The sequence below is a fragment of the Pseudanabaena mucicola FACHB-723 genome (assembly GCF_014696385.1).
Lineage (GTDB): Bacteria > Cyanobacteriota > Cyanobacteriia > Pseudanabaenales > Pseudanabaenaceae > Pseudanabaena.
In genome coordinates this window covers 1-21,847 of record NZ_JACJQB010000008.1, presented here as the reverse complement: position 1 = coordinate 21,847, position 21,847 = coordinate 1, and the positions used below count along the sequence as shown (strand labels likewise).

The 21,847-nt window shown below is 39.7% G+C and carries 18 protein-coding genes, 2 pseudogenes and 1 riboswitch; of the genes and pseudogenes, 10 read left to right on the top strand and 10 right to left on the bottom strand.

Annotated elements, in window-relative coordinates:
- The first annotated feature begins 44 nt into the window (after positions 1–44).
- From H6F41_RS06210 to H6F41_RS06180, 7 genes and pseudogenes are all read left to right on the top strand, one after another.
- Positions 45–956: a hypothetical protein gene (locus H6F41_RS06210; RefSeq protein WP_190402611.1), complete on the top strand. Its 912-nt coding sequence runs from the start codon at positions 45–47 to the stop codon at positions 954–956.
- A gap of 17 nt (positions 957–973) precedes the next feature.
- On the top strand, positions 974–1,459 hold the full coding sequence (locus H6F41_RS06205; RefSeq protein ID WP_190402610.1) for a hypothetical protein: 486 nt from the start codon (positions 974–976) through the stop codon (positions 1,457–1,459).
- A 3-nt stretch (positions 1,460–1,462) separates the two neighbouring features.
- A complete protein-coding gene (locus H6F41_RS06200) occupies positions 1,463–3,490 on the top strand; it encodes a coiled-coil domain-containing protein (protein ID WP_190402609.1) in 2,028 nt (675 codons plus the stop codon).
- A gap of 350 nt (positions 3,491–3,840) precedes the next feature.
- A complete protein-coding gene (locus tag H6F41_RS06195; RefSeq protein WP_190402608.1) occupies positions 3,841–4,068 on the top strand; it encodes a hypothetical protein in 228 nt (75 codons plus the stop codon).
- On the top strand, positions 4,068–4,478 hold the full coding sequence (locus H6F41_RS06190) for a type II toxin-antitoxin system VapC family toxin (protein WP_190402607.1): 411 nt from the start codon (positions 4,068–4,070) through the stop codon (positions 4,476–4,478). Before H6F41_RS06195 ends, H6F41_RS06190 begins: the two co-directional genes overlap by 1 nt.
- Positions 4,479–4,579: 101 nt before the next feature.
- Entirely contained in the window at positions 4,580–4,906 is a 327-nt protein-coding gene (locus H6F41_RS06185; RefSeq protein WP_190402606.1) for a DUF433 domain-containing protein, read from the top strand.
- 1 nt (position 4,907) lies between these two features.
- Positions 4,908–5,117 (top strand): annotated as a pseudogene (locus tag H6F41_RS06180) (DUF5615 family PIN-like protein); the annotation flags it as partial.
- 82 nt (positions 5,118–5,199) lie between these two features.
- On the opposite strand, the gene H6F41_RS06175 reads toward H6F41_RS06180, so the two are convergent.
- From H6F41_RS06175 to dnaB, 10 genes are all read right to left on the bottom strand, one after another.
- On the bottom strand, positions 5,200–7,116 hold the full coding sequence (locus H6F41_RS06175) for a flavin monoamine oxidase family protein (protein WP_190402604.1): 1,917 nt from the start codon (positions 7,114–7,116) through the stop codon (positions 5,200–5,202).
- A gap of 92 nt (positions 7,117–7,208) precedes the next feature.
- On the bottom strand, positions 7,209–8,651 hold the full coding sequence (gene cobG / locus H6F41_RS06170) for a precorrin-3B synthase (protein ID WP_190402603.1): 1,443 nt from the start codon (positions 8,649–8,651) through the stop codon (positions 7,209–7,211).
- A 132-nt stretch (positions 8,652–8,783) separates the two neighbouring features.
- The gene (gene cobW, locus H6F41_RS06165) at positions 8,784–9,824 is read right to left on the bottom strand and encodes a cobalamin biosynthesis protein CobW (protein ID WP_190402602.1); all 1,041 of its coding nucleotides are present in this window, start codon (positions 9,822–9,824) and stop codon (positions 8,784–8,786) included.
- A 119-nt stretch (positions 9,825–9,943) separates the two neighbouring features.
- Positions 9,944–10,624 (bottom strand): HupE/UreJ family protein, encoded by a 681-nt coding sequence (locus H6F41_RS06160; RefSeq protein WP_190402601.1) that lies wholly within the window; start codon positions 10,622–10,624, stop codon positions 9,944–9,946.
- Between the two features lie 30 nt (positions 10,625–10,654).
- A riboswitch (cobalamin riboswitch) is annotated at positions 10,655–10,833 on the bottom strand.
- A 192-nt stretch (positions 10,834–11,025) separates the two neighbouring features.
- Complete coding sequence (locus tag H6F41_RS06155) at positions 11,026–12,156, bottom strand: CO2 hydration protein (RefSeq protein ID WP_190402600.1); 1,131 nt, start codon at positions 12,154–12,156, stop codon at positions 11,026–11,028.
- A gap of 68 nt (positions 12,157–12,224) precedes the next feature.
- Positions 12,225–14,228: an HAD family hydrolase gene (locus tag H6F41_RS06150; protein WP_190402599.1), complete on the bottom strand. Its 2,004-nt coding sequence runs from the start codon at positions 14,226–14,228 to the stop codon at positions 12,225–12,227.
- Positions 14,229–14,286: 58 nt separating this feature from the next.
- Positions 14,287–15,702, bottom strand: coding sequence for a glycosyltransferase (locus H6F41_RS06145; protein WP_190402598.1), 1,416 nt, complete (start codon positions 15,700–15,702; stop codon positions 14,287–14,289).
- A gap of 47 nt (positions 15,703–15,749) precedes the next feature.
- On the bottom strand, positions 15,750–16,598 hold the full coding sequence (locus H6F41_RS06140; protein ID WP_190402597.1) for a hypothetical protein: 849 nt from the start codon (positions 16,596–16,598) through the stop codon (positions 15,750–15,752).
- Positions 16,599–16,660: 62 nt separating this feature from the next.
- Positions 16,661–17,257, bottom strand: coding sequence for an antibiotic biosynthesis monooxygenase (locus tag H6F41_RS06135; protein WP_190402596.1), 597 nt, complete (start codon positions 17,255–17,257; stop codon positions 16,661–16,663).
- A 110-nt stretch (positions 17,258–17,367) separates the two neighbouring features.
- A complete protein-coding gene (dnaB, locus tag H6F41_RS06130) occupies positions 17,368–18,750 on the bottom strand; it encodes a replicative DNA helicase (RefSeq protein ID WP_190402595.1) in 1,383 nt (460 codons plus the stop codon).
- A 165-nt stretch (positions 18,751–18,915) separates the two neighbouring features.
- On the opposite strand from dnaB, the gene H6F41_RS06125 reads away from it, so the two are divergent.
- From H6F41_RS06125 to H6F41_RS06115, 3 genes and pseudogenes are all read left to right on the top strand, one after another.
- A complete protein-coding gene (locus tag H6F41_RS06125) occupies positions 18,916–20,400 on the top strand; it encodes a zinc metalloprotease (RefSeq protein ID WP_190402594.1) in 1,485 nt (494 codons plus the stop codon).
- A gap of 272 nt (positions 20,401–20,672) precedes the next feature.
- Positions 20,673–21,329, top strand: a complete 657-nt coding sequence (locus tag H6F41_RS06120) for an Npun_F0813 family protein (protein WP_190402593.1) — start codon at positions 20,673–20,675, stop codon at positions 21,327–21,329.
- 135 nt (positions 21,330–21,464) lie between these two features.
- A pseudogene (locus H6F41_RS06115) lies at positions 21,465–21,847 on the top strand (hypothetical protein); the annotation flags it as partial.

The window sequence follows — 21,847 nt, the reverse complement described above, 5'->3', positions numbered from 1 at the left end:
CAATTCAAGTTTGAGTAATCAGTTAAGTATTTGTGCGAGATAGTATGAGTTCTTCAAAAAATATGCGCTTTTACGAGGGAGAAGAATGGGAAACTTATATTCAACTATTACTCAAAAGACACTACAAACTGAATTATCAAGAAGTACCAGCAAAGCATAAGGGTGATTTTGGGATTGAAGGTTATTCAAGTTGTGGGGCTGTTTTTCAATGTTATGCAACTGAGGCTTATGAAACAAATCAGAGATATGAAGCCCAACGAAAGAAAATTACTACTGACATTGGCAAGTTTATAAAGAACAAAGATGAATTCATAAAACTTTTTGGTAATACAGTTATCAATCGATGGATTCTACTCGTACCAGTTTTTGATAGTGCTTTGTTGCCACAACATGCATCAAAAAAAGCTAAAGAGGTATTAGAGTTAAATCTTCCATATGTTTCAAATGACTTTAAAATATTTATTGCGACAGATGACCATTTTGCTAAAGAAAGAAATGAACTTGCTAATTCAGGAGTTATAGATATTGATATCCCAGACACAGAAATCAGTTCTAAAAATCGTGAAGAGTGGCTAAATTTAAATGATGGTCTAGTTAAAAATTTGGATATTAAGGGACAGAAAATTCTTGGTATTTCTTCCGATGACAAGATTGAAAGCTTTAAGCGTTTAATAATAGATCAATATTTAAGTGGACAAAATTTATTAAATCAACTAAGCGATAACTATCCTGACCTATATGCTAGTCTGAGCAACTACAAACTTATATATGAAAGTGAATTGTCTATGACTAGTTTGATTAATGATTCTGCATCAAATAATTTTTTTAGACAGACACTTAAGGAGTATGAGCAAAACATCAAAAGTGTGACTCCAAACTTATCAAGCACAACAATTAAAAAACTTTCTTTGGAAGCAATTTCAGACTGGTTAATGAGATGTCCGTTAGATTTTTAAGCAGATAGTTTAAAATTATGGAAATACAAGAGTTATTAGAATATTTAGATGTTCCATTTTCTTTCCAGAAACGACCCACACCTTTATCTCCACAATATAGGGTGATTTGGGGTTTATCAATATTGGTTTTAATCTTGGAAATTGGTAGTAAAGCTCAAACAAGTCCACTTACTCGTCTACACCTTTTGAATTGGGCAATCCGAAGTAGTGAGAATCGGGAGCGAATGTCTCAACTAATAGAAAATAGATCATCCCCTATTGCTGAGTTTATTAAATACGATCCTGGGTTCACTAGAGCGATTGAATATGCTATTGCTGATGGACTAGTAGAAATAAAGAATAATGCTACTAATAAGCCTATATCTTTAACTGCAAAGGGCAAGAAATTCGCAAAAGAAATAATTGCTACAAATAACTGTTTAGAAGAAGAAAAAATTTTTCTTAAACAAAAAGGTAAACTAATTACTGCTGATCTATCAAAAAGTTTATTTAAACTTTCTTAATGTATGTCTTTGCAAATTCGACATCTTCGTATAAGGGTTTCTACATCAGCAGGTCTGTTTGGTGTAGACATACCTTTTTGTGAAGGTCTGTTTATTATACATGCTGATAATAGTATGGGAAAGTCAACATGTTTACAGTCGATTATTTATGCTTTAGGTCTAGAGGGCATGATTAGTCCACAGCATAATATTCCTTTACCTTCAGTAGTTACTGATCTTCTTGAATATCAAAATGTAAGATATCCAGTTTTGGAATCTGAGGTGTTACTTGAAGTGTCAAATGGTTCTAAAAATATAACAGTACGTCGTCAAATAAAAGGACAGCAAAATAATCGTTTTCGTTTAATTACTGTTTGGGAAGATGCAATATTGTCTCAACCTAATATTTCTTGTCTTTCTACTGACTATTTTGTAAGGCAAAGTGGATCAGCTTCTAGAGAAAGGGGATTTCACCATTTTTTAGCAGAATTTATTGGATGGCAACTTCCAACAGTACCAACCTATGACGAAACTGAAATCACACTTTATATTGAGACAATATTTCCATTCCTATTTGTTGAGCAAAAACATGGATGGTCAAATTTACGCAATAGATTTCCAACTTATTTTCGCATAAAAGATTTGAATAAAAGAGCATTTGAGTTTATTTTTAACTTAGATGCTCAAGAAATTGCTAATCAAAAAGTACTGCTTAAACAACAAGAAGCAAATTTAAAATCTCATTGGTCTAACAAAGTCTCAGAATGTAATCGTCTGACTGCAAGCATTAATGCAACTATCGATAATTTACCAACACAACCAATATCAATTTGGCCGCCAACTATTCAACCAACAGTTTTAGTATCTTATGCTAACGATTGGATAAGTATAGGGCAAGCTATTTTAGATTTTGAAGAACAACTTGCGTCTTTGGAAGCCCAAGAAATTCCTGTTGTTAATGAAATTTCCGAAATTGTTAATGAGCAATTAGAGCAGAAAAATATAGAGAAATTAAATATTGAGATGCAATTACGAATTAAATTTGAAGAAATTGAAAATTCTACCGTTAGTGTTGATTCTCTTCAATCTAGAATTTTTTCTTTAGAAGAAGAATTATCGAAACATAAAGATCTTCAAACATTATCAAATCTCGGTTCAGCAATAGATTTACAAGTTAACTCTGGAACTTGTCCAACTTGTCATCAACATATTAGCGATTCATTGATTGCACCTCAAGAAGTTAGCAACCCAATGACAATAGATCAAAATGTCGAATTTATTAGTGAGCAACTTAAAATATTTAAAGCAATGCGTCAAAGTGAGATACAAACTCTTGAGATTAAAAGAAGACAGCTTAATGCAATCAATAGTCGTGCAGCAGATATTAGAGAAGAAATTAGATCTCTTAAAACAACTTTAACTTCTCCTAATAATTCGCCATCTTATTTTGCTATAGAAGAAAGAATTAGACTTAAAGATAAAATTCGATATACTAAGTCAGTTCGCGAACAAATTGATGTATTACTTGGTAGTTTTGAACCACTATCAAATGAGTGGAATGAAGTTCAAGAAATGATTAGAAGTCTTCCCAAAGGAATACTATCTAATGAAGACACAGCTAAAATTAGGGATTTAGAAATGTGTTTTCAACAACAACTTACTGAGTATGGTTTTAGTAGTTTAAATATCTCTGAAGTCAAAATATCTAGCACATCATATTTTCCTGAATACGAAGGATTTGATTTGAGATTTGATCTGTCCGCGAGTGACTACATTAGAATTTTTTGGGCTTATTTACTAGGTTTGTTGGAAGTTTCTAGAAGCCATCAAACTAATCATCTTGGGTTGCTTATCTTAGATGAACCACGTCAACAAAGCGCTCGTGAGACTAGCATTGAGGCATTTTTAAGAAGAGCAAGTAATTCACTGCAATATAACCAACAGGTAATAATCGCTACAAGTGAAAGTAGAGATGTTCTTGAAGCACATCTTGAGAATATTCCACACACACTACGTCAGTTTGATGAAAGGATTATTGCACCCATTGAGTGAGCTTGCCTTTGCCGAACTTATCAAAATAGTGACTCAGTTAAAATTTTATACACTAATCATTTATTCGACTAAAGTGATCACTATGCTACCTTTGGTAGCTGGCGAGTAATGATTACACATAATCGATCGCCATTGACGTTTTCTCATTAGCCTAAGATATTTTGGAAAAGATAAGAGTGATGGGAGAAAAGGCGATCGCTTTTACTACTTGAGAGATTTATCGATTTGACTTATCAATATGATGATTAAGCAATTAAATACGCGATCGCAGATCCTAATAATTTTCATTTGCTGAAAATGTTAAAATTGTTCCCACTAGCCTCGCAACACAGCCTAACTGGAGTAACACTATGTTATTGCAAGAACTTAAAAATCAGGTGCGTAAATTACCTGTAAGCGATCGCCTAGAACTTGTGCGCTCTATCATCGAATCAATTCAAGAAACTCCAATCTCAACACCTACGCGATCGCAAGCAATCAGCCGCATGAAAGGTTTACTCAAAACTAGCCAGCCAGCCCCGACCGATGCTGAAGTCGGATCAATGTTAGAACAGCATCGCATGGAAAAATACCTCTAATGAAAGTTCTTATTGACACAAATGTTCTACTTGATTTTTTGTTAGAAAGAGAACCTTTTAAAAAGGATGCAGAAGAACTGTTTGCAGCGATCGACTCTGGACAAATCATTTGCTATGTAACCGCTACAACCCTGACCGATATTTTCTACATTGCGCGTAAACATACTCACAGCCTAGAACTCGCAAGAGAAGCAGTTTCCAGCACCTTAGAAACCATGACTATTTGTCCAATCAATCGAAATGTCTTAGAGGCAGCATTCGCATCTGGCTTAACAGATTTTGAAGATGCTGTCCAGATTTATAGTGCGATCGCTCAAAATTTAGATGCAATAGTAACCCGTGATGCCAAAGGATTTGTAAGTTCAACTATCTCTGTATACACTGTTCAAGAATTACTAAAGAGATTGTGAAATGCTAAAGTCGGGGTATTTGGGAAGAGTTAAGAGTAATGGAGAAAATAGCGATCGCTTCTACTACCTGCGAGATTTATCCATAGAAAAGGAGACATAAAATGACACTCAAAGAACTACAACCACAACTACTAAACCTAACCCCCGAAGAAAAATCTCAAGCAATCCAAATCCTAGTCCAAAGCCTTAGCAACACATGGCAAGGCATCGAAAAAAATCCCAAGGTCATGGGCGGTGATGCTTGCATTCGTCAAACCCGCATACCCGTATGGCTGCTAGTAAGCCTCCAACATCAAGGCGCAAGCGAAGCCTACATCCTCGAAGACTATCCCACCCTATCCGCAACAGACTTAGCAAACGCATGGCGTTACGCCGAAACCCATCCTGACGAGATAGAAGCAGCCATTCACAGGCAAGAGGCTGCTTAAAATGGCAAGTCTCTATGCCGATGAGCAGTTTCCCAAAATTGTCGTCAAACTACTTCGCGCACTAGGGCATGATATTTTGACAGTCCAAGAAGCAGGAAAAGCCAACCAAAGAATTCCCGATGAAGACGTATTAGCCTTTGTGATCGCTGAAAACCGCGCTGTATTAACGATTAATCGAAGCGACTTCATTCGATTGCATAACTTCCAACCTAACAAGACTCAGGGCTAGTAATAACGGCGATCGTTTGCTTCTGTTGCAGACAAAAAAGGGCGGCGCAATGCGCCGCCCTTTTTTAAATAGATTTGACCTTTTCACAAATGCGATCGCAGACAATCTCCGCCGAGCCTAGCGAACCTTCCATCCAACCGGGTAAATAACTCATATAGTCGCCAGCGCAATAGATATTCAGATAGGGATTAAAGCGAGTATTCAGCATCTCATAGTAAGCCTTAGTTTCGGACTTCCTTCCTGAGTGACTGTCCCAACCACCATCGAAGTAAGGCATATTTTGCCAAGCCACCACCAGAGCGCTTTCCTTGCGAATGTTATTGCTGTAACCAGCATGGAGCTTTTCACCACCCATAAGCGCCAAGTCAATCCGATCTTTACTTTGCAAAGATCCCAAGGCTCTCGCAGCACGACTGTTGTTGTAAGTTCCCGTAAGCACACCCCTTTCGCCGTGAAATCCATTGGAAGGATACCAAACCTGTGTGATTAGCGTAGACCACTTTTGTTTGCGGATCTCAGGACTGGCTTGAGCGTAGAGATTGCGAAAATCCTCAGTTCCTAATCGCTTGCCGCCATTCGCTTCCTGTCGAAAAGCTTGCGTGAGTTCTGTGGGATAGTCATTCTTGATCCAACTAATGCCGCCATAGATTGATTCTTTCCCAGTTTCGTAAATTTTGTCATCGCCCACTTCCCAGAAGCGATTTTTGGTTTGAAATCCCACTTTCGTAGCAGGCACAGAACGAAAAGCATTGAGACAAACCTTGAAATCTTCACTGGCATTACGGACAACGGCGGCAAGTCGTTTGGGAGTCATGGTCGAAACACAAAAATCGGCGCGATCGCTACCATCGACATAGGAAACAGTCACACCCTGAGCATCAGGCGTAATCGCAGTGATGGGGCGATTGACCACCACAAGGTCTTTGACTTTTTTGTTGCCCATGACAGGTTGTTCCAAAAATGCTTTCCATAGCATATCCATCCCGCCAACGGGCTGTAGCAAAGAATTTTGCCACTCAGTTCTAAGGGAATTAAACATCTCACCATTCCATAAACCAGAACGCAGAATTTCTTCCAATTCAATGATTGGCAATGGATTTCCTTCATTTATTCCTGCCCAAGGTGGCTGTTGATTGGTGAAATCTGAGCCAAAGCGTGAGGATTCTTCATAAAAACTCTCTCTCAAACGCGCAAGGCGAGAAGGTGGCTTAGGTAGACTGTCAGTATATTCGCCAAACTCTCCCGCAAAGACTCCACGGAGGAGGCGGCGCTGCTCATTTTTGGGCAGATCGTTAATCGAATATTCATCAATGAACATTCTCACAAAATCATCTTCAGTTAATACTTGATCAAGCGCTCGATCTAGCTGCGTACCAGGAGTTTTATCGAGGATTTCCCCAATTTCATGGTGCAGGCTACTTTGCAATTGCCGAAACAAGACAGGCTTGCCATTATTCAAAGTGTTACTTTGAAAACGGTTAGCACTGGATAAGAAAATGAAAGGTTCTAGGGCAACTTTAAAAGCGCGGCAATACTTGAGAACAGTTTGATGATGATGGGGAATTCTGCCAGGGCCTGCATTGAGGTATGGACTGGGAGCATTATCGGATTTGATAAAATCACAGGTTTGAATTTCCCCGCCAACTTCCTGCATCTTTCCGCCTGGTCGCACTGTCAGCGATCGCCCACCCATGCGATTATTCGCTTCAAAAACCTTGACATCAAAGCCCCGATTCGCCAACAAATAGGCGGTACAGATACCAGCCACACCCGCACCGATGACGATTACCTTCTTCCCATTGCCAATATTTCCCGTGGGGAAGCGTGGACTTTGGGCATGGGCATAGGGATTGTCGAGTAATCCTAAGCTGACCAAACCGCGCTGCAAAACTGCGGCTCCCCCCAATCCCCCTAAAGCCATTAAAAACTGTCTTCTGGTCAGAGGAATTCCTGAACGCCCGATATAGACACGCTTGCCCATGTTAATAATCCTGAGACACAATAATATATTTAGAGTTAAAACTAAAAATACAATAATGCGCTAGCTAATAGGCTCTAAATCAACAATTTGTATTAAAAAGTTTGATTTATAAACTCTCTGAAGGTTTGTTGGGGATTTTGTCTTAGATTTTGATGTTTTTCTAACATTTGTGCTATCAAGATCGGAATATCTTGAGCAGCATATTCTGAATATAATTCTCGACCAAAATTAGTATCACCATCACCAACGTAAACCCTATAAACTTCAGAATTATTGCTGTCTTTTGCTTGGATGCCCACTAGCGCAATATCACTGGGATAGTGCTGAGCGCAAGACTTTTCACAGCCTGAGAAATGGATATTAATCGGCTGATCGAGTTTGATGCAGTTTTCTAAATAGGCGGCAACTCGTTTCGCATCGGATTGCGTATCAGTGTGGGCTGCCTTACATCCTTGGAACCCAGAACAAGCAGTAATTGCGGCATAGGGATGATTTGCGGAAGCAAATAATCCTAAGTTCAAAATTTCCTGTGTTACCTGTTCGATATCAGCTTCCGCAATATTCGTAATCAGCAGATTTTGCCAAGGTGTTAACCGCAAAGCCCCACCACCGTATTGTTTTGCCAAGTTTCCCAAACCTTGAAACTGAGCAGCAGTTAATCTTCCTAATGGAACAACAACCCCAATATAGAAAAGCCCTAATTGCTTTTGAGGATGAATCCCTAAATAGCTATAACTTTCTAACTTTCTTGTTCCCCTCTCCCCTAATGTGCGAGTGTCTAGGGATGAGGATCTTAATACATAACCTAATTTCTGTTCAACTCGATCAAGATACTTTTCTACACCCCAATCATGAATTAGGTCTCTTAATCGGGGAGGACGCGATCGCAAATATGTTTTTTGCTCTAGTTGTTGCTCTGTAAATTGACGGTATAAGTCTGTAAGTGCGGCTAAAACCTCTAAAACTTGGTGATGGGGAATCAAAATATTTACCGATGTTGGAGCGTCACCGCGATCGCCTAAACCTAAGTGCAATTCAAAGTAAATTTCATCATTAATCTCAACTGCGATTAAACAAATATCATTGGGGCGATCGCTGACGTTAATGGCTTCACTACCATCAAAGCACACACTAAATTTATTGGAGAGAATCGCTAATTCAGGATGTTGTGACAGATAGAAGTTCCATGCTTTGACAAAAGGAATGATATTGATCTTGGCATGGGGATCAATCCCTGCACTGGGACTAGCCATAATATTTCGCAAGCCATCGGTGCTTTCGGTGCTAGAGGCAAGTCCATAATCTTGAAAATCTAGCAGCACTTCCTCGATTAAAGCTTGACTGGTACGGATTTGGAGATTCGCGCGATTAGTAATTTGAATTTGATCATTACCAAATTGCTTGACGACCTGTGTGAGAACTTCGCATTGTGTGGCAGTAATCAATCCCGCAGGAAAACGGATACGCGAAAGAATGCCATCTTGGGCAGTGGTGGCATTAAAGAGACTGGGACAAATAGCTGTAGTAGATTGCAATTGAGAATATTCCAAAAAAATATAGATGTTGCCCTCACCCCTAGCCCCTCTCCCTATGGGAGAGGGGGAGAAAATGCAACTCTTTGCTTATTCCCCTCTCCCTATGGGAGAGGGGGCTGGGAGGTGAGGGGCTTATAAACTTAACGCCGCTTCAATTTGCGATCGCACTAAACCTTGACCTATGAAAACCAAACGGGTTTGGCGAGCTTCATCCTTAGCCCAGAGGCGATCATAAGAGGTTTCAAGGCGATCGCCGACACCTTGCAATACCATCCGCATCGGCTTATTAGGGACATTCACAAAGCCCTTGATGCGGTAAATTTCCTGATCTGCGATCGCAAGTTTGAGGGATGCCAATAATTGCGAAGGCTCAAAGGTGCGATCGGTAATGATATCAATGGAATTAATATCATCATCATGGTCATGATCTTCCTCGGTATCATGGTGACTTGGACGCGCATCTAGATCATCCTCAACGGCAGCATTGAAGCCCAACAAGATTTCAGGATTAATATTGCCTTCATCACAGGCAATCACCTTAACGCCCTCGCGCAATTCTTGCTTCAGCCATGAATGGACTTTGTTTTGAGCGTCAACATCCACCAAATCAGTTTTAGTTAATAAGACCAAATCCGCACAGGCTAACTGATCTTCAAATAGTTCTTCAATAGGCGTTTCATGATCGAGATTAGGATCGAGTTGGCGCTGAGCATTTACAGCATCAAGATCCCCTACCAATTTGCCGCTAGCAACTGCCTCGCAATCAACGACAGCAATCACACCATCAACCGTTGCACCATTGCGAATTTCTTGCCAACGGAAGGCTTGAATTAAGGGTTTGGGTAATGCTAGTCCAGAGGTTTCGATGAGAATACAATCAATGCGATCGCGAATTTTGAGAAGCTCCTGCATGGTTGGCAAGAATTCCTCCTGTACTGTGCAACAGAGGCAACCATTAGTTAGCTCGACAATATTTGGAGTAATTTCTTTCCCGTCTTCATCACATACACGACAAGAGCGCAGGAGATCGCCATCAATGCCGATTTCACCAAATTCATTGACCAGTACCGCAATGCGCTTGCCTTGATTATTTCGTAACTGTTTTTTGATCAGCGTCGTTTTCCCACTGCCCAAGAATCCAGTAATTACAGTTACAGGTATTTTCGCTGCCATAATTATTCTCTAAATTTTTAAAAAATGCCCACTGTGGAGGAGCGGTAAACAGGAAAGCATAGACGGTGCTTTACGCCGCCTATGCCTACGATATTTCCACGAATAATACCGAAAATTTACTAAACAGATGGAAAAACTAAGGCGGAGATGTTGGACGCTAAATATGCCGCGCCAATGCCACAAATTACTAATCCAGCCGAGCGTAGATTAGGCGATACTCCTGCAAAATCACCACTCAGGACTTTTTTGCCCGCAAAGAATGCTGACCCTGAAATTACGAGTTGGATGATCGTAAAACCAACCAAGTAGGAAACTAAAGCGGTAGTTTGTGCGCCAAAAATTGCTTCCCCGTAGGCATGACCATGAAATAGCCCTGCGATCGCCGACAACCCAATTATTACTAAAGCGTTAGGACTATTTTTGCTGGCTAGTAACACACCAAAGAGCAAGATGGAGGCGGAAACAACTAGTTCTACTACAGGCAGGTTTACACCAAGAAGATGAAGCCCAGTACCCAGCATTGCTGACAATACAAAGGAGGTGGGAATCAAAATACCTTGAGTCTTGATTGAGGCTACTAAACCAAGGGCAACGATAAAGGCAAGATGATCTAAACCAATCACAGGGTGCGCCAAGCCTGACATGAAGCCTTCAAAAAAGTTACTAGGAACTCTGCCACCCATAGGATGATGAGCTGAGGCAGGACTAGCAAATACTAAAAAGCTAAAAGCAATTGCGATCGCAATCGCTTTAGTTTGCACTGACCCCAATTTGGTCGATAGATTTTTGGAGAGATTCATGATCTGTAACTCGCAGATATAAATTAACTTAAGCAATTAAAAGTTCTAGAAGGCATCCTGACTTAAAGCGATCAAAGGCGATCAATGGGCTAGTCACTTTTACAGTTGCGGTACAGCGTTGGACTTTCACCAAACTTTCCCTATTTGAAATTAAGCATTTCATCTTCTAACGGCTGCTCCCCGTTAGATCTAGAACAGACTTTGACTTTACAATAATTTGGATACAGGTATTTAGAAATACACATTTTGACAAAAAAAATTTCTCAGTAAAACTCTTCTTGTAAGTAGCTAGGCATAATTAAACCCAAACCCTAAAATCTGTGGCGCACACGCAGTGTGCGCCACAGATTTTAGGGTTTGCAAAGTGCAGTAACAAGAATGACGAGCGCAATAGGATACAACTATTGCAAACTATATAAACGCGATCGCGAAAGTCTATCTAGCCATGGGGCAAGGAATTTCTCATTAGCTTGCTGTTGTTGAGGATCTTCAGTTTCTAGCGGATGGGGAGCTAAACCACGCAAAGCCGCAGTGGTTACACAAAACATTGATTTTTGGAACGACAAACAGATTTTGACTAGCAAATCCTCCTCACCGCGATCGCCATTTTGGTAAAACCTATGTAAATAGTCAGGCAAGAAATGTCTCATATCCTGCATGAGTAATGTCGGCGGAATCCCTGCGCCACCAACAGGCAGAGGATCGGCATATAGTACACCATAATTAAATTGCGAAATTTCTGGCGAAATTTGATTCGCCTGCGCGTTATAGGAAGTTGTGCCTCGGAATGGAAAAGAACGGAAAAACACTGCCTCTACATAGGGAACAGCCGTATCCATTAAAAAGCTCAAATTTGCTGACTGTGGCACAATTTCGTAATCTTGACCGTTAATCGGCACTTTGTAAATATAGGGTACTGCTGCTGCTGCCACTAAGCCATCCTGCACATGCCGCACCACATCAGGAATACTTTTGATTTCACCACGATCATAGCGATCGCTAAGTTCTAAAAACATCGGTGACATGAATGACCAAAAATATCCCAACGCACTGTAGTAGGTCATCAGACGTACCTGCTCTAGCAAAAAGTCAGGAAACAATTGATTGGTCAATGCCATAAATGGATTGCGCTTAACTTTGGCTGCGATCGCAATTTTGGCACGTTGTTTAAAATCATCAGAATCCAGATACCTGTCCAGCCCGCCACCGCCATGCCAAAACATTGCTTTCATGCAATATTCGGCAAATTCAAAATTAATGCGATCATGCCACCAATGCCGAGCCACTTTACCTAACGAGAGATTGCCATTAAAAAATTTCCAAAATGGCAAAATATTCAAGAATTGATACTCAGAAATATAAGTAAGATTTCGATAATATTCGCCTAAAACCACTCCATAGCTTTTAAGAATACCAACCACTTCTAAGAGGTTGTCGGCGCTATCGGGTAATAAAGCACCTCCCGAATCTAAACGTTGCTTTACTGCCGCTAAAATGGGATTATTTGTTTGATTTTGCTCTATTACGGGCATAGGGAATATGAATATATTTATATTATTTATGTATTTATATACTTATGGTAGACGAAACTTTGCATATCTCACAAACGTTTCAATAGCCTTTTAACACGCCTCAGCATCATTCTTTGTGCTTTTGCCCAAGGTACAATTGCTTTTACCAGTGGGGAGCTAACTTGCACGCTTGCCTCATACCAAGCATTACGATGTACATTCAACCCATCTTGCATTGCGATCGCATACTTTAAAACCCCAACCAAGGGCAAAGGCATCGCCCAATAGAAGTGATATAGCTCATTGGGATCATCAAAAAATGGACAGTCCCTAAAAGCTTCGGCTTCTTCCTGAGTTGGCGCATTATTGAAAGTGAGAAACACTTCATCCAAGGCTTCACGCAATAGCTTTGGTGAAATAGTAAAATCAATCTCCGCAGTTGATCGCGCCACTAAACGTCGCACAAAACTCAACACTGATTTCTGAAAACCCTTCAATCCCCAATCCAAGGCTGGTTGATTCTTGATATGTTTCAGAACAGGAATAACTGAATTATCCGCCTGCAAAGCATAATCAAGAGTTGTCCCTTCACAACCAGCACAAAAGACTTCCATTGCCGAAACATAACGATAGTCGATGTCATTGCGAAGCCCTGTAGAATTATTCAAATTGAAGAAAAATGCCAGCACTTCCCCTTTATGAATAAGTCCACCTGTCGGTCTATCCAAAGCGAAGTAAAATCCAACGGGCATCCTTGTTCCAAATATCTCAAAGACATTTTCCAGAGAAATTTGCAAACTACCGCGCCAACCCACATCAACCAAACCAAACGCTTTCCCATCAAGCATCTTTTCCTGCTCTAAATAGGCTTTTAAAACCTCACGCTTCTGTTCCGCAATCTTGAGAACTAATTCATGCAAAGGTTCGTGTTGCTCTAGTTTACTTCTGAGTGCTTTCCGCTCCTGTGTCGATAAATTTCTTTGCCACATCTCATAGGGATATCCTAACGGCTCCAAAATTGGTCGAGCAGTTTCTCTCTCCACACACATCCGCGCTAACAGCGCCTCAATCGTAAAAATAGTCGTATCATCAAACATCCATTCCCAAAACGCCCTATTAATTGTCGTTAACCCTGGCATCCTCAAAGCTTGGCGGCTAACATAGAGATATCGCAACTCCACCTCTGGATAAATCCTTGGCGCAATTTCTTGAGCAATTTGCAACAAAATTTCGCCATCTCTTGCTAAAAAATAAATGCGTGCCAGTTGCTTCGCCCTAGCCTGCTGCAAAATCCAAATCACATAAGCCGTTAAAATCGGCGCAGCCACCGAGGCGGCAACATCACAAATTATTGCTTCTTTACTTGTCTTTGCAACCTCTGTCAATCTTGTATAGCGAGATATCGCCGCCCAACTAGATGTAATTCCATTCGTAGCATCAGCATATTTTTGCAAAATCGTTTCATAACGATTGGGATTTGCATCATTGAAATGAATAGAATTAATCCCTAATGATCTTGGTTTCGCAACATCAGAATGCCAACTATTTCCTATATGAGTTAGCTCTTGGGGTTGCAAGCTTAAATCTTGTAGCACTTGTAAAAACAGATCACCCTTCCCTTTAGACTTGCGCCAATGTGAAGATACATATAAGCGATCGCCTTCTCGCCAAAAGTCATGATGTTTTAGCCTCTCAATTAGAAATTCAGCAGGCAAATACATGTCCGACAGAAATAAAACATGAGGATGCAATCGCCTTGCTTTAGCAATCATTTGATAAGCTTTTGGGATAGGAATAAGCAATTCTCTTTCAACTTCAAGTTCAAGATTCTTTAGTTTAGAGATAGTTTCTCGGGATATTCCTAGAGCATCAGCAATTTCATCATAGATTTCATCCAGAGTATTCTCACCTCCTTCAATAAATTTGCAAGATCGATCTCTTGCGTTCACTCGTTCAACCTGAAACATCTTCGGTGACATGGTTAGCCAGCCAAATTGCAAAGCACGAATACCACATATATAAAAAACTTCAGATGGTGTTAATACCGATCTTGTTAAAATTGTATCAAAGATATCAAAGCTACATATATTCATATATTGATTCTGTTCTAGGTCGATGTAGTTGAACAACTTGAGATGAAAATTTTATTGATTATGCAGATTTTTTAAATGTATTCAAAATTTGCAAAAAGTTCTCAGTCAACCTTGTATAACTCATTTCTTCATGGCTTGCAGTCCGATCAAATCTCAGTGGAGAACCAGATAGCTTCGCCGTAAAAACTAGATTAATCACTTCACACATTGCATCTATATCCATAGGATCTACAATCCATACGCCCGCTTTACCATTGAGATAATTCCAGTTTTCGCCCTTAGGAATAGCTGCTAATATTGGGCGATCAGTCATGAGGTACTCATAGGTCTTGACTGAAATTCTCCCTCCATAATTCCCATCAGGTCTTGCGGGTAAAGTCAGCAGTAATAGATCCGCCTGTCTAGCAATTTGAATTACTTGAGAATGGGGAGTTTTGCCGAACACGTTAACTAAATCCTTCAACCCTTGAATTTCTAAAACTTGATTCACAGTGTCATCTGAAAATCCATTACCATATATTTTTAGATGCAACTTATCTTGCCAACTAGGATTTTGTGCAATTGCTTTTTGCATTGCTTTACCAATAAAAACAGGACTAGAACTACGATAATCAACCTTTGCTCTGATGTGCTTTCCCAATCCCATCCAATACCGATAGAGCTGTTTGAGATAATTCTTTTCTTCTTTATTGCTTAAAAACTCATACCATCCATTCATGCCACCTGTATAAATAATATCCAATGAGTCATTCATTGATTGAAATTGAGATTTATCAGGTTCGTTATTAATCGGCAAATTATAATCAGATGGATCAATACCACAACGGATTAAATGAAATTTATGCTGTTGGTCTATAGATTGACGTTTTTTTGCAATTTCTAAGTTAACTTCAGAAACATATACCAGAGCGTTGGCATGTCGACCATAAAGATATTCTAAACATAACTCTAGCCAATGATGTATCCAAGTAGGAGTAGCTGCATGCATATCAGTACAGGTAATCGAATCATTTAAGTTAAATATCAACGGTACTCCTGTAAGCCATTTGAGAATAATGCCAATAATGCTTGCAGAATATGGCATCATAAAAACTAAAATTACATCAGGTTTTTCCTGCTTTACAATTTGATATCCTTTAATTAAAGCTGGTAAAATCCAAAAGATATACTTGTCTGGCCAAATAAATATATCTAGAAACTTGCCGAGCTTTAATTTGTTAAAAACATCAATTATTAATTGAGGTGTCCAAGCTTTTACAAAATGAATTTTAGTTGAATTATCCAGAAATGCGTTTTCTGTATCGGTTAAGCCGATGATATTCCATTCCTTTTGAAATCCTAATAGTAGTTTGGAAACCCTGTTAGCAAGGGGATTTATTTTGGGCGGAAAAACATGCGATATACAGAGCAGAGTTCGTTTAGGAATTAATGTTTCAGATTCAGTTTGTGTATATTCTTGCTCGTTATTTATCATGATATTTTAATTTCTAGTTTTATATGGATTTGTTTTTAATAACGACTTTATTTAAATTCTTTAATCGCACTATTCCAAAATTTGTGTCTGATGTCACTAACGTAATGACGCATCGCAATCTGTTTAGTGACAAATTTATCTGGATAAATGAATTGATCATCAACATTCATAATATATTTTTCGCGTGCAAGGGCAATTCCATGATTGTGCCTGATAGTTAAATTAACAATTGTTTGCTCAGAAAAGTAGTTTGGAAGTTCTTGTAAATCGCTTAACCTTTGGATCGCATAATCCCAGTTCAAGTTTTTTTTGAACAAAATGAATCCTGCATTAATTGGTTCTTGTTGTTCGATATCTTCATAAATCAGCCGTTTGTCTAGAGAGCTTTTACAGTCAGGTAAATAATAAGTATGTGTATCTTTGGAGATGGCTAAATTAGCTAGATCCGATGCACCTTGAAAAAACAGAATGTCGGAATCTGTGTAAAGTGTTGCACCTTCAATGGGGATCGACATTAGAGCAGCAAGCTTCTTTCCCATTGCTTGCTGCGATGCATAAGCATAGACCGATTGTGGTAAATCATCTCTTTGGAATTTAGTTAAGAGCTGTACCTCCACACAGGGATGAACAAGCTTTAGTAATTTAATACTATTTTCGGTGTAGCTTCCATCGGACATAATTGTAAATGTGTCAGGTATGCCGACATATTTAAGAAAAGACCGTAGACTAGCAATCTGTTCAGGTAAATCCCGCTCACAGGATAGGGCATAAACTTTAATGGGAACTTGTCGTGATTGTGCAATGGGGCGGCTAACAATATTGGGGAGGTTAGATTTATAAATTGATCGAATTAACTTACCCTGTAACTTTGCTGTATGATAGCCAATATTTACCATTTGTTTATCTCAAGTTAATAATGTGTTCTAGTTAAAAATGACAAGTGTTCATTTTTTGATTCTTATTTTGAACGGTTGCTTACTCTCTTTGGTGTTGCAGGATATAGCCAAAATTCTAGTAGTTTAGTTAGATATGGCATTACAGGATAAGTCAGCAATGTAGATACAAATATCACAGAAATGAGTAATCTTAATGTATCAGGCAGACCTTTTAGTAATGGATTGAGAATTAAGTTAGCTAATAGAATGAGAGGATAAACAGTAATTACGCCAATGATCACCTGTTTATAATATGCTGGCTGTGGCGGATGTGGCAGGGTGCTTTTAGGTAATGTAAACCAGAGTTCTAATCCATTGGGAAGATGTTGTTGCGATCGCTTCGAGATAAAGCGCTTAGATCGTTGTATCCATTGTTGATAAATAGATGATGATAGCCAGTTTTTACAATGATCGTAGTTGTCAAATTTTACGATGACTACATACTCAAGGTAATGATGATTACGTGGACGAATTACTTCGACACCCATAAATCCTTCAAATTGTTGAGCTGATTGATTTATTTCCTTTGTCCAAGCTTCATATTCTTCTACAAGATTTGGCTCAACAACTTCGGAGATTACTAATGTAATGGGATCTGATTGCTGACCAGACGTTTGCATAGATTTATCGTCAGATAGTTGAGCTTAGGTAAATTATATCGTTATCGCTCTGAAATAAATGTGCGAAATTGTAACTCCTCTTATTTATCCATTTTATTTGCCATTGAACTTTAACTACGTCCAGAAGCCATATTCTCAAATTTAGTTAAGCGTGGCTCAAATAGTAGTTTGACCGTGCCAACGGGACCATTACGATGCTTGGCAATAATAATTTCCGCAACTCCACGATCGGGAGTTTCAGGATTGTAATATTCATCACGATATAAATTTATGACTAAATCCGCGTCCTGTTCGATACTTCCACTTTCCCTCAAATCTGATAGCATGGGACGCTTGTTAGTTCTTGCTTCTACGCCTCGACTTAATTGGGATAGAGCAATTACGGGTACATTTAACTCACGCGCTAAAGCTTTAAGAGATCGCGTAATTCTTGATATTTCTTGCACCCGATTATCCGACCCTGACCCTTCCATTAATTGCAAATAATCAATCAGAATTAAGCCTAATACGCCACCTTTTTCTGACTGTAAACGACGGGCTTTGGAACGCAATTCGGTGATGGGAGGATTGGGAGTGTCATCAATGAATAGCGGCAGTTCCGACAGTCCACTAATTGCCATCGCCACCGTTCCCCATTCATTTTCGCTGATTTGACCAGTGCGGAGACGGTTACTATCGATGCCTAAATCACTGGATCGCGCCTTAGATTGGCTAGCAAGCAGACGGTAAACCAACTGCTCTTTCGACATTTCTAAGCTAAAGATCGCCACGGGTAATCGATGAATTTCTGCCATCTTGCGAGCTAATTCTAGACCAAAAGCGGTTTTCCCCATTGAAGGGCGACCTGCGAGGATAATCAAATCCGATCGCTGTAAGCCATTGGTCATGGCATCAAAATCATAAAATCCTGTAATTAAACCTGTGGCAGTGGAGTTGCCAGTGCCAAGGGAATTAAAACGATTTTCTAATTCGTAAAAGGTTTTGGTGAGAATATCGGCAGCAGGAGTAAGTCCTTGCTGGGCGCGAGATTGGGTGACGGCAAAAATCTTCTGCTCAGATTGATCAAGTAGTTGGGCAAGTTCTATTTCGTTGCTGTAGCTAATTTCAACTACACCTCTAGCGGCTTCGGCAAGTTTGCGCCGTGCATATTTATCGGCAACTAGTTGGGCATAGAAATCGATATTGACTGCACTAACGGTGCGATCGCAAAGTTGGGCAATTTTAGTTTGTCCGCCAACTTTTTCGAGCAGATCGCGATCACTAAGCCATGTGGTCAAGCTCATCATGTCTGTGGGGTTAGATTGATTGTGCAGTAGTAGACAAGCCCGAAAAATTTCCTGATGAGCTGCGACATAAAACATCTCAGGACGCAAAGTATCTAACACCCGCGAAACTGCCTCTGGATCGATCAATATTCCCCCTAGCACCGCCTCCTCTGCTTCAATATTTTGTGGTGGTAAGCGATCGCTAATAGATTCAAAGTCTTTGCTCATAGGGGAGAGATTGCCATTACAGTTAAGGTAGCAAGCCAAGAGATTGTAGTAGAGCGCAGCAAATTTTGCGGACTCTCTTGGTTTTGGCGCTAGACAATAGCTTAATTTAAAGTAAGTGTCACAGTACCGATTAATTGTTTAAGTTGACCTTATCTTGGTATTGCTATGGGATTTAAAGAAATCTTTATTTTTGTGGTGGTGGGCTGCACGGTGGGCTATTACCTGCGATCGCAATTGCGCTCAAACGACAGCCAATCCCAAATATTTTTTCTATGGGTTCTAGCAGTTGCATTACCCAGCATAACTATTGTCTTGACGACCACTTACCAATTAACTTTGCCATTAATTTTTTTAGTAACCACTTATCTCTTAGGAATTTGGCTATATCAGTGCTGGAATCCTAATGTTCAGGCGATTCCCATTCTCAGCCATGAAGAAGAGCAAAAACTTAAAACCTGTTTCCCCCCAGCGCTTTATCATTACCAAGGTTTAGAGCACCGAGAATCTCAGATTTATTGCCACGGCACTTTGCGATCGCAAAATTCTCAATATGCTTACGACACCATTAGTCAAAATATTTATCAAAACTTTGGTGATCGCTTCATCTGCTATCTCCAAGAAAGCCACCCCGACAATCGTGGCATGTATTTAGATAATCATGAAGATACTCATGGGAATAATACCAGCTATGGTTTTTATTTAATTCCCAGCCACCATAGCAATCAGGAATCCCACATTGTCAACCACCGCAAGCAATGGATTGCTAGTAGTGTCAGTATGATTGTCACGGCTTTCACAGTGATGATTGTGGGTGCAAATATTAGCCATATCGAAGACTTGAGTTTTGCGAATTTACAAACAGGCATTTCGTATTTAATGGGAATTGCCCTGATTGTGATCGCCCGCCTAACTGCTCAATATGTAGTTACCAAAAGATATAAATTAAATTTTTGCCCCCCCATCCTTCTGCCCTGCATCAGTGGATTTGGTTGGCTGGGCAGTTTACATAATCGCGTCGCTATTCCCAAAAACCCTAAATATCAACGCCATTTTCTATTTGAATTATCCGTAATTACTGCGATCTCAAGTTTAGGGATTTCCATAATTCTGTTGTTTTTGGGCAACTGGTTTCTGATCCCCACAAACACAATTAACACCGCAATTAATAACGAAGCTGCAATCTCAGCATCATTTTTGCCCTACCTCAACACCTTTGAGGTGAGGAATTCTATTTTCATCACTATATTGCAGTCAGTTTTTAGCGCAGGTAAAACGATCAATGATATAGATCTGCTTACAAGTGTATCTCCGCTCACCCTTGCTGGTTGGACTGGACTCGCCATCAGTGCTTTACAATTACTACCATTTCAATATCTCGATGGTGGCAATCTTGCCCTCGCGATGTTTGGTTATCGCCAAGCAGTTAAAATTTCTCGCATTGTGCGAATTGTATTATTAGCAATCGCGTTGATTGCTCAGCCTTGGCTACAAATGTATAGCCTCTTATTATTTCTACTCCCCACACCCCAACCACTGATCGTTAATGAAAGTATCGAAATTTCTGCAAATCGTGACTTGATTGGCATAATCTTGCTGATAATCGCATTACTGACTATACTCCCAACTTCAAAATCTTTACTGCTATCGTAAGAAGCTTGCAGGATAGCAACGCAATATAGAACAAGGATATGAGTTGCGACGCGAAGCACCAAAACTCACCTATTGATTTTTTGGTTTTAGCTTTAGCTTTAGCTCTTATATCAATATATTCAAAGAACAAGAGTAGAAAAGATCGCTTTTTTGTTAAGGTTTTATTTTAAATTTCAAGGTGTTAATGTGATTTTGGGATTATTATTAACCTTGGCATGGAGTAGCCACAATTTGTTGCTACTGGTAACGTCAGTTAAGTCAACAATAGAGACATGTTCATCCTGAAGCGCCAAGACGTTGAAATTGTCAACGTTCAGAATCCACAAAATAGAGATCAGCAAATACCAATTTTGCAGTATCAGGGACAAACCTTTCGATTACTCAACACATTTGGTGATAATCGCGATGAAGCCCTAGCACTTTGGCGAGACTTAACTGATAACAAGGGTAAAGCTTGCGTCTTATTAGAAGAACCCAAACGTTTTAGCGTATGGGGCAGAGTTAAGCTAGATAAACCGCAGACCACAAATCATGGAGGTTCGTCTGCGGGTACGCATCTTGTCCAAGGGGGCTTGTTAATACTGCAATCTGTATATTTGGAGGTCGAAGATTTTCTTGGTGTGAGACAAGCAGACTCCTTTAAGCAAGATTTATTAAGATTCATGCAAACAAATAAATTTGCTCAATGTGAAAACATGACTTCACTGGAACAAGTGCTATCAATCAATCCCCTGAATACTGTCCAAATCCCTAACTGGGACGAGACTAAATTACGACTTCTTCTCGTTGAGCTACATCGTCTAGGCTCTTCTTATCTAGGAAATAACAGCTTTGTGGATGGGGCGATTGAGGCTCTCAATGAGTTACCAGAGGCATTATCGATAAAGACTTGGTTAAAAAGAATTCCTGAAAGCAAATTGTGGCGGTAGATAATTGTGGCATTAATGGCATTAATAAGTGATAGCCTGTCGCCATATCTGCTACTTACCATTGATTTGTGAGCAATATTTAGAGAAAAACTTACAAAAATTTATATTTATTAGAGATTTCGCCAAGGTCTAACTATGAATAAAGACAAGTCATCATCATCAGGAATTTCTACACAATCGATTATTTGGGCGGCGATCGCATGGGCAATTCTCGCCCTTATGTTTTACCTCTTCCTCAGCGCACCCACTGATAGTATGGGGGGCATCAAGCCTGAGGAATGTGACAAAGTGATCAAAGATTTAAGTGTTCGTCCAAATTGGTATCGATATGGAACTTACATTTTTCAAACGATTGCGATCGCAGTTTCAGGTTTACTATGCCTTCGCAATTGGCGTAGTCCCAAAATCATCAGTGGTCGCAATGTGTGGTTAGGGCTTGGTCTAGGAATTCTCTCTTGGGGAATCGGCAATTTAATTTTTGGCTATCTAGATTTTCAATATCAGAGTGGTCTGATTGC